Consider the following 10,000-nt stretch of genomic DNA (forward strand, 5'->3'; position numbering starts at 1 on the left):
CTTTAGCTCTTCCAAATCGTAACTAAAGGCGATGCCATCGGCAAACAGCTGGCGGTAACAACCCCAAATGGTATCCATAGCGTTGCGGCGGCAATGAATAATCCGGGCGCCGGGCAGGGCTTTATGGATTAAGCCTATCGCCTTAAAATTAAGCGGCATTTTGTCGGTAAAGTAGCTTTTTTGTTGTAGATAGGTAGTAGCTTTGAGGTACTGCTGTCCGAGTTGATGCCAGTCTTGTGCTGAGAAATCTCTGGCCCATTCAGGATAGGCTTTGTGCACTTGCTTCTGTTGCAATAAGTCGGCACTGGCCCGGCCCAACTCAAACAATTCGTCCCCGGCAATCACCTCGCTATGGCTGGAGATAATCTGCTCCACTAAGGTGGTGCCTGAACGCGGCATACCGAGAATAAAAATGACGTGCTGACCTAAGCTGGGGTCAACCGCGGGTTGCTCTAGCAGTTGAGCGTCAAAATGCCTGGCAATACTGTCCAGTTCAGCCAGTTCTCTGCTGCTTTGATAAGGCAGGCTGCGTCTTTTTGCCTTAGCGCCTTGTTGCAGTGCGTCAAAGGCTTCGGTATACAGGCCTGCCTTGTCATAGGCACTAAACAGGCTGTAATAAAAGCTGGCCTGATCCTTTTGGCTGGTCGCTGTAGTAGCCAGTTGCTGCAGTTGTTCCAGTTCGGATTGTGACAACTGTTTGACTAAATCTGCTCTTTGCCACCAACTCTCAGCCTGATGCGGGTTTAGTGCTATAGCCCGCTGTAGATAATCCGAAGCCAGCTGTAATTGGCCCGCTTCTTTATGCAATACACCCAATTGATGTAACAGAGCCGCTGTAGTTCCACAACGTTGCTGCGCTAACAACAAACTCTCAATGGCCTGTTGATGCTGCAACGAGAAACGCTGCGCCATAGACAGTGCCTGATAGCCTAATAAGTGCTGCGGCATGCGCTCCGTGCAGAGTTGCGCATAGTGCTGCAGCTCTGTAAGTCGCCTTAATTTAAACAACAGTGGAAACAGCAGTTGATAACCTGTCAGAAGCTCTGGTTGCTCTGTTTGAAGTTGCAACAAAGCTTGCAGTGCCTGCTCATTTTGGCCCATCTGCATCAGATGCTGAATAGCGGTTAACTGTGGTGCTGAGTTTTGTTCTGCTGTCATTTCGTCCCGTAACCCTGCTCGCTATTAAGAATTTTCTCGCTACAAGCTTTAGCTTAAAAAAACAGTCTTAAAACTGCAAAAAAACACTTGATTTGGTGAAAATAAACACTAATATCATTATGACAGCGTTGTCATTGATGTAAGGTTTTATCTTTGAGCTGTCCCGGAACAGCCTGTGCTCAGATGTGAGTGTCATTCGGCTGTCGGAAGTTTGTTCGCGTCTGAGGGCTGTTACTGCAGCCTCGGGACCGAATTGGTGGAGACTGGGTTTGCCCGGATCTCCACCACCTGGAGCATTGTGTTTTAGTTGCCAATCCTTACCCAAGGGTCTTCGGGGATACTGCGTGCAGTGTCCTCTTTTTTTATTGGTAGGGAAGGGGCTATGTCACCACTGACAGGCGCAGAGTAGAGATGATACAACTCGAAAGACTCAATGCGCTCATCATAGGCAAGCAGTGTGATCAACCTAGTCAAGCTGGCGTTGATCTTTTCGACTGGCAAAGTAATGGAAGGCCCATTAAAGTGGCCGCAGGGTTTGCCTAAAATCCATGCTGATATATAGGGAGAAATAGGTGCAGCAAGTTAGATGGGGCATCATAGGTTGTGGCAATGTCACCGAATTAAAAAGTGGCCCTGCTTTTAACAAAGTAGCTAACTCAGCCCTGGTGGCGGTGATGCGTCGTGATGCGGCCAAAGCTGAAGATTATGCCAAACGTCATCAGGTGCCTCGCTGGTATAGCGACGCGTCGCAGCTGATCAACGACCCTGAAGTCGATGCTGTTTATATCGCGACTCCGCCTGATAGTCATAAAGACTATGCGTTGCAGGTTGCAGCTGCGGGTAAAATTTGTTGTGTTGAAAAACCTATGGCGCTGAATGCAGCAGAGTGCCAAGAGATGATCAGGGCTTTTGAACAAAAAAATTTGCCTCTGTATGTGTCTTATTACCGACGTTCCTTACCGCGTTTTCTTAAGATCAAAGCTTGGCTGGATACGCAGCTTATTGGTGAGCCGCGGCAGGTGCAATGGAACTTTAGCCGCAGCCCTAATGCTGCTGACTTGGCTGGGCAGTATAACTGGCGCACCGATCCCGCTAAAGCAGGAGGGGGCTATTTTATCGATTTAGCCAGCCATGGCCTTGATTTACTGTTGTATTTACTGGGAGATGTGGTGGACGTGCGGGGCTTTTGCCAGAATCAGCAAAAGCTCTACGCCGCTGAGGATGCTGTCTCGGCAGTCTGGCAATTCCAATCTGGTTGTTTAGGATGTGGTTTTTGGAATTTTGGTGCTGCTGAACGTCAGGACCAAGTGGTGATTTATGGCAGTAAAGGTCGGATTGAGTTTTCTGTCTTTGAAAACCAACCAGTGTCGTTGTTAACTGCTGATCAGCAGTTAAGTCTGGATATTGCACATCCGGAAAATATCCAGTTTTACCATATTCAGGCCATGGTAGAAGACCTGTTGCACAGCAGGGGGCACCCCTCTACGGGGAAAACCGCGGCCAGAGCCAGCTGGATGATGGAACACATACTGGGACCAAGTTAAAAATTCTGTCCCAGTATTTAACTACTCTAAGTCATCTAACACAGCTCCTTTCGCCCAGAGGTGGGACAGAGCCGAAGCTCTGATCCAGCCGCTAATCCAGCTTGGTCACTCTGCTGGTGGCGCCATTTTTGGCTTTGCTACGTAACAGAAGGTTGGTACTGACTTTGATTGCTTCAGTATAAGGTACCCAGCTTTTGCCTTGATCTTCACTGTATTCAATCTGTAAGCCTGGCCATGCACTATTGGCCAATAACAAGCCATCTTGCAACACTGCTCCGGGAGGCGGCAGATACAAAGCCACACCAGCTTCGGCTAAACGGGGAAGTTCTTTCTGTGTTAAGGTCCAGCCAAAACGTTGCCAATCACGCTGCCTGGCTGCAACATCAGGTTTTGCCGCTTCCCAGTCTGCTTTGTGCCAGGCTCTTTCGGCTAAGGCCAATAAGCGTGGATATAACATTTCTTCCAATTGCTGCGCTGTGCGAATGGTTTCAGTCCAGATCTGTCCTTGTATACCCAGAATGTTTTCAGGTCTTTCCAAAGCTGGTAACTCTTTACCTAATAAGGTTTCAAGATCTTCAATAGGTTTGCCTTCACGGGTTTTGTCGGCATTGGCGTATAAATCATCTGGCATATAACCGAAGACTTTGGCGACGTCGGTAAAGCGCGCAGCCCAGTAATAGCCTCTTTCTTCAGGATGAGCTTCATACGGATGATCAAAATACAAGTGGGTGCCGTGTGACAGTACTACCTGGTAACCGGCATTGGCTAAACGATAGGCGCGATCAGCGACACCCCATTCCCAAATATTATCCCAAACGTTGGCATAGACTTGTTCATTGGCAAATTGCTGGCGGTTAAACGGAGTTTTCGCGTCGTACATCAGACCGTCTTCCCAGCCACCTAACCTAAGCTGTCGTTGTGCTGCCAACTGGGCAACTTTGGCAACAAAATAAGGCTTTAAGTCGGCCACACCTGCTACACCGTTGTCTGGAGAAGCTATTAACTTCTGACAGGCAGGGGACGCTGTCCAGGAGCCGGCGCCGGTTTCATCGCCGCCCATGTGGAAAGTGCTCAGTTGTAATCCGGCCTGACGGTACATTTGTTGCAGTTCATACAGTACTTTATCGACAAAAGCATAAGTAGAAGGCATACAGACGTTGATTGAGTTGTCTGTGTAGTTTTGCACCGTCATGTACTTGGATTTATCCAGTGGATCTGACAGTAAAAATTGTGTTGCTTCCTGTTCTTTGCCTTGCTCTTTTAGCGTCAGATAACGGGCTTGCATAGCTTTGACTGCAGCTCTGGCGTGTCCTGGCATATCTATTTCAGGGATCACCTCAATATGGCGCACAGCCGCATATTTTAGAATCTCAATAAAGTCTGCTGTGCTGTAATAGCCATTGCCGTTGCCCGATTTGAAAGGACCTGTACCAAGCTGAGTCAGCAGGCAGTTTCGTTCTGACAGGTCAAAGCAGCGATAGGCGCCTAATTGGGTTAACTCTGGTAAGCCAGGGATCTCGATGCGCCAGCCTTCATCTTCAGTTAAATGCAGATGTAGCTTGTTTAGTTTATAGCGGGCTAATTGATCAATCATCCGCAATGTTACTTCTTTACCATGAAAGTTACGCGCCATATCGTAATGCAAGCCGCGCCAGCCATAACGGGGCCAGTCGCTGATGGTCACGTTGGACAGAACATTGCGCTGCCCATCAACCGGGAGCAGGCTCAATAAGCTTTGTACCGCATAAAAAGCACCAGCGTTATCATTTCCGCTGATGACGATCTGATCGTCATGTACCACCAACTGATAGCCTTGCGGGTGGTCTTTGCGCCCGGTCATACCCAAAGCAATGTGGGGTTGATTTGCGGCAGGAGTGTTAGTCACCAAGGGTAAAGACAAACCAGTGATTTGCGTTAGTTGTTGCTGTAAATAAGTCGCTTCAGAACTTAAGCGGCCGGCGTGATAAATAACCCAATCACTGCTAAGTTGAGTTTTTCCGCGTTGGTAGCTGATTTGTTTTGGGCTGGGTACTATCGAAAGTTGCTCGGGTTTCTCAAAGGCAGATAGCTGTTGCTGGTTGAGGACAAAGCGGTTTTGGCTGGTGGCTATCGGATATAAATCCGGACCAGGTTGATTAAAGCGCTGAAGCTGCTCCGGTTTTGTATAAGCCTCAACAAAACGACTGAAATCTTCTGTGTCCGTGTTGGCGAAAATTTCAGGAGTTAAACCATTGGCTGTGATAAAGGCCCTTGGCATCCAATCACTGTAGCTTACAAGGGCAGAAGAAGGTGAAAAGCTAAAGCGCAGCTGTTGACCTGGTTGCAAACCTTTAAAGCCTGTTGTGGGTGTCAGACGGTGTAAATCACCTTGTATATGCTCTAAAGTTAAGCCTTGTTGGGTTGTTGTATCCAGTTTTCTGATCGCGTGGAAATAAATCTCCCAGCTACCGGCTCCTGCAGTCAGAGTTATTGTCGACTTATTGTGCAGCAACAATTCAGCCTGAACTTTACTTTGTGTTGCTGAAGTAAAGTTGCTTTTTAACCCAAACTTTAATTCGGTGTTGTTGGCTAATTCAGCTAGTTCTGTCTGGGTAATAGCAAAAACTTGTCCACTAAAAAAGTAACCAATACAAAGCCATAGTAGTAAAAAATACTTCATCGTACGCTCCCCTTAACAGCGGTACACTGTACCTAGTGTTATTCCCTGATGGATATCATCCCCCTGAGTGTCTAAAGCCGCAGATTTTAAAAATACTAACTGCCTTATCCGCTGAGGGGATAGATCAACAATACTGGCATCTGACATCATTTAGATAGTCAAAGTGACAGAACAATGACAAGATGGACCTCTTTTAATTGTTTGATTTATAAAGTTAATTTGTTTTGTTTTTTGCATTCATCGAAAAAATAAGTTCGATTTTTAAACAAGGGTCTTGTTATTTGTCAAAATTATTATATGCTGAATTAAAAAAATGACAACGCTGTCAATTGACATTTTGTTGAAATAATAGACAGCGACAGGTGAAAGCTTAATCTGACTGGATTAACGCAGGCCAGAGGACAATGCAACGAGGTTGGTGGGATGACTACAGCAGTAGGCTATGATGGCCCGTTTTATTTAGGTGTAGATGGTGGCGGCAGCAAATGCCGGGTCATCATAGTCACAGAGGATAATCAAGTCATAGGGGAGGGCTTATCTGGCCCTGCAAATCCGTTACGTGGCATGAAAGTGGCAACCGACTCTATTCTTGCAGCCACTCAACAGGCGCTAAATTGTGCTGGCATGGCCTTCAAGGATATGTCCAAATTAATTGTTGGTGCAGGTTTAGCTGGTGTCAATATGCCGGAGTATTTCCGTATTTTTTCTGAGTGGCAACATCCTTTTCAAGAAATGCACCTGACCAGTGATTTACATGTGGCTTGTATTGGTGCCCACCAGGGCGGTGATGGTGCGGTGATCATTGCAGGTACAGGTTCTTGTGGTCTGGCTGATGTGAAAGGTCAATTAATTGAAGTTGGTGGTCATGGCTTTCCTTACGGAGATAACGGCAGCGGTGCCTGGATCGGTTTGCAGATGGTACACCATGTGTTGTTGGCCAAAGATCAGTTAGGCCCGCAAACTCTGCTAACAGATTTGCTATGTGACGAATTAAAACTCAGTCAAACCCTGGCTCTGGTGGATTTTTTCATGCATGCCAGCCCAACTACTTATGCTAAGTACGCGCCACTGGTGTTTACAGCTGCAGAACGAGGCGATCTATTGGCGCAGCAACTGGTACAACAGGCTGCCGCCCATATTAGTGCTATAGCTCAACGATTACTAAGCATAAATCCACCACGTTTATCTTTAATTGGTGGTTTGGCGCACAAACTACAACCTTTTTTGACCTCAGAAGTACAGCAAAAAGTTACGCCAGCTTTAGCTGCACCTGAATTTGGCGCTGTCTGGTTTGCAAAACAGCGCCAACAAAAAGCCCAACGTATTTCTTAACTTTAAGCAGTGAGTAACAGAACCATGACCCGCACTATTATGGCGCAGGAAGCAGCAGAAGCTCCAAGCCGGATCCGAGAACAACTAACAGCTAATGCCAATCGTATCGCTGACATAGTCCGGTTGATCAAACAAAAACAACCCCGTTATGTCTATATGGTTGGTCGAGGTTCGTCTGATCATGCCGGTGTCTTTGCAAAGTATCTGATTGAAATTGAAATCGGATTACCTGTTGCTGCCGCTGCTCCCTCTATAGCCAGTGTATACAACAAACAGCTGGATTTAACCGGGGCTTTAGTACTGGTTATTTCACAGTCGGGCCGCAGCCCGGATATTCTCGCTCAGGTCGCTATGGCGAAGGCTGCTGGTGCTTTAGTCGTTGCTTTGGTCAACGATGAAAGTTCACCTTTGGCTGAACAAGCAGATCAGGTCATACCCCTGAATGTGGGAGCGGAAAAAGCAGTAGCTGCAACAAAGAGTTATCTGGCCACATTAAGTGCTTTATTACAACTGGTGGCGGCCTGGTCAGGTAACAGCCAATTGCAGGATGCTGTGCTCAGTTTGCCCGAACTATTGGAGCGAGCTATTGATTTACCAGCTCAGCTAACAGCGCAATCTCTGGAAAGTGTTGAGCATTTAGTAGTGTTGGGCCGCGGACCGGGTTACGCCATCAGTCGTGAAATAGCCTTAAAGCTGAAAGAAGTCTGTGGCATTCACGCAGAAGCCTTTTCCAGTGCGGAATTCCTTCACGGTCCTGTCACTTTGGTCAAAGATCAGTTTGCCATCGTGGATGTCAGCATAGCGGATGAAGCCAATGCTGCCCATCAGGCACAAATCGCTGAAGTGCGTCGCCGTGGTGCCCGTATAGTGCATTTACATCACAGTGATTTATTGTCCAACCCGCGGGTGTTACCTCTGGCGTTGTTACAACGTTTTTATCTGGATGTTGAAGCTGTAGCCCGCAGTAGGGGCGTCAACCCCGATGCGCCTCCCGGACTGAATAAAGTTACTAAAACAGTTTGATGAGGTCCTGATGCAGCAGATTTCAGTCGCACGGCTTTTTGATGGTCAACACTGGCAACATAATGTCACTCTGAGTATCGACTCAGGCCGGATTCATTCGATCCGACCCGCAGATGGGCCTGTGCTTGAAGGCACACTAGTCCCGGGTTTTATCGACGTTCAGGTGAACGGTGGCGGTGGCGCTTTATTTAACACCAGCACCAACGCCGAAGCGCTGCGCACTATGGTCAAAGCTCATGCTCAGTTTGGCAGTACGGCGCTATTGCCTACTGTCATTACAGATTCTGTGGCTGTGATGCAGCAGGCTGCTGATGTGATAGCGCAAGCTATAGCAGACAAAGAACCTGGAGTGTTGGGCGTGCATTTTGAAGGCCCACATTTGTCTGTGCCAAAAAAGGGCGTGCACCCGCAAAACTATATCCGGCCTTTATCAGAAGCTGAGCTGGCGATTTATCGCCGTACTGACTTAGGCATTAAGTTAATCACCGTAGCTCCTGAAACCATCAGTCCTCAGCAAATCAAAGACTTAGTCGATGCAGATGTGATTGTCTGTTTAGGCCATAGCAATACAGATGCAGCCACAGTACAGGCAGCTTTGGCTGCAGGTGCTACAGGTTTTACGCATTTATACAATGCGATGTCGCCTTTGACTTCGCGTGAACCCGGAGTGGTAGGTGCGGCTCTGGCTGATGCTGATAGTTGGTGTGGTGTGATTTTAGATGGTTTACATGTACATCCGCTGGCCGTGAAAGTCGCTTTAGCCGCTAAACCAAAAGGCAAAATGTTGATTGTCACAGATGCGATGTCGCCTGTGGGAACCAGCCAAACCGAGTTCGATTTTTTTGATGGTAAAGTAATTCGTGACGGCAATAAGTTAACCAACCTAAACGGCAATCTCGCCGGATCAGTGCTGGATATGGCCAGTGCGGTCTCTTATGCAGTGAATGAGCTGGGTCTGGAGTTGTCCGAGGCGGTCAGGATGGCATCTTTGTATCCAGCTGAGTTTTTAGGCATCAGTAAAGAACGTGGCCAAATTCGAATTGGCAGTATGGCTGATCTGGCATTGCTGAATAACAAAGGGGTTGTGCAACAGTGCTGGCTGGAAGGTCGCCCTTATATCTGAGTGTAAAATATCCAATAAATTCAACATAATAATTATTAAAGCAACAGGAAGGAATTATGGAAATGACAGTTGATACTCCCAAGGCGCGCAGCAGTGTTGTGCCTATGGCCATAGTGGCCATGCTGTTTTTTGTATTAGGTTTTGCCACCTGGCTCAATGGTTCTCTGATGCCTTATTTAAAGCAGATGCTGCAGCTCAGCCCACTGCAGGCCTCACTGGTGCTGTTTTCTTTTTATATAGCCGTGACTTTTACAGCTTTGCCATCAGCCTGGTTGATACGCCGGGTTGGTTATAAAAATGGTATGGCGTTGGGGATGGCCGTGATGATGCTGGCAGGCCTTTTGTATATTCCGGCAGCACAAACCCAGACTTTTGCTCTATTCCTTTTTGCACAACTGGTCATAGGGGCGGGCCAAACTTTGTTGCAAACCGCAGTTAATCCATATGTTGTGAAAATCGGCCCAGAAGACACCGCAGCTGTGCGTATCAGCATTATGGGTATTTTAAACAAAACTGCTGGCGTAGTGGCGCCTTTGGTGTTTACTGCACTTATCGTCAGTGGCTTTACTGCGCCTGCTGAAGCGGTGCTGACATCTGAGCAAATTGACGCTATGGCGGCAAGCCTGGTTTTCCCCTACCTGGGGCTGGCGGTGTTTTTAGGTTTGCTTGCGCTGGCGGTCAAATATTCGCCTTTGCCTGAACTGGAAAAAGAGTCGGATACAGGCACTGGTATCGATCAGTTAAAAGCTGTGCTGGCTAAGCCTGCTTTGGTGTTTGGTGTGCTGTCGTTATTTGTTTATGTGGCCGTTGAAGTGATAGCGGGCGATACCATAGGTCTATTTGCCTTATCACTAGGGGTTGAACGTTATACAGTCATGACCTCTTATACTATGGCCTGTATGGTGTTGGGTTATGTGTTGGGCATAGTACTTATACCCCGGGTGCTGTCTCAGCAAAAAGCTTTAGCCATTTCTGCAGTGTTGGGCCTGGTTTTGACACTGGCTATAGTTTTGGGGGACAGCAGCTCTTATCTGATTGCGAATACGCTGTTGATACCTTTTGGCGGTACAGCTTTACCTGATACTTTGCTGTTTATCGCTATACTTGGCCTGGCTAATGCCATAGTCTGGCCTGCGGTCTGGCCACTGGCATTATCTGGCC

At 47.5% G+C, this 10,000-nt stretch carries 7 protein-coding genes; 5 read left to right on the plus strand and 2 right to left on the minus strand.

What is annotated here, in order from left to right:
- Positions 1-1,158, minus strand: a 1,158-nt coding sequence (locus LDL40_RS09760; protein ID WP_300995136.1) for a sulfotransferase, incomplete at its 3' end; no start/stop codon positions are given.
- A gap of 572 nt (positions 1,159-1,730) precedes the next feature.
- Between LDL40_RS09760 and LDL40_RS09765 the strand changes: the two genes are divergently transcribed.
- A complete protein-coding gene (locus tag LDL40_RS09765; RefSeq protein ID WP_300995137.1) occupies positions 1,731-2,702 on the plus strand; it encodes a Gfo/Idh/MocA family protein in 972 nt (323 codons plus the stop codon).
- A gap of 91 nt (positions 2,703-2,793) precedes the next feature.
- Here LDL40_RS09765 and LDL40_RS09770 read toward each other — a convergent pair whose 3' ends face one another.
- A complete protein-coding gene (locus LDL40_RS09770) occupies positions 2,794-5,361 on the minus strand; it encodes a family 20 glycosylhydrolase (protein ID WP_300995138.1) in 2,568 nt (855 codons plus the stop codon).
- Between the two features lie 423 nt (positions 5,362-5,784).
- Here LDL40_RS09770 and nagK point away from each other — a divergent pair, with 423 nt between their 5' ends.
- The 4 genes from nagK to nagP form a co-directional block, all read left to right on the plus strand.
- Positions 5,785-6,693 carry an N-acetylglucosamine kinase gene (gene nagK / locus LDL40_RS09775; protein ID WP_300995139.1) on the plus strand — a complete coding sequence of 303 codons (909 nt, stop codon included), beginning with the start codon at positions 5,785-5,787 and terminating at the stop codon, positions 6,691-6,693.
- A 24-nt stretch (positions 6,694-6,717) separates the two neighbouring features.
- Positions 6,718-7,716: a glucosamine-6-phosphate deaminase NagB-II gene (nagB-II, locus tag LDL40_RS09780; protein WP_300995141.1), complete on the plus strand. Its 999-nt coding sequence runs from the start codon at positions 6,718-6,720 to the stop codon at positions 7,714-7,716.
- Between the two features lie 10 nt (positions 7,717-7,726).
- Positions 7,727-8,839: an N-acetylglucosamine-6-phosphate deacetylase gene (nagA, locus tag LDL40_RS09785; RefSeq protein ID WP_300995143.1), complete on the plus strand. Its 1,113-nt coding sequence runs from the start codon at positions 7,727-7,729 to the stop codon at positions 8,837-8,839.
- A 56-nt stretch (positions 8,840-8,895) separates the two neighbouring features.
- The coding region (gene nagP / locus LDL40_RS09790; protein WP_300995144.1) for an N-acetylglucosamine MFS transporter NagP at positions 8,896-10,000 on the plus strand (1,105 nt) is incomplete at its 3' end.

The sequence above is a fragment of the Rheinheimera sp. genome, from assembly GCF_020217005.1.
Classification (GTDB): Bacteria; Pseudomonadota; Gammaproteobacteria; order Enterobacterales; family Alteromonadaceae; genus Pararheinheimera.

Coding starts and splice junctions, on each gene's coding strand:
- LDL40_RS09770 (WP_300995138.1), bottom strand. CDS start 5,361: ATGAAGTATTTTTTACTACTATGGCTTTGTATTGGTTACTTTTTTAGT.
- nagK (WP_300995139.1), top strand. CDS start 5,785: ATGACTACAGCAGTAGGCTATGATGGCCCGTTTTATTTAGGTGTAGAT.
- nagB-II (WP_300995141.1), top strand. CDS start 6,718: ATGACCCGCACTATTATGGCGCAGGAAGCAGCAGAAGCTCCAAGCCGG.
- nagA (WP_300995143.1), top strand. CDS start 7,727: ATGCAGCAGATTTCAGTCGCACGGCTTTTTGATGGTCAACACTGGCAA.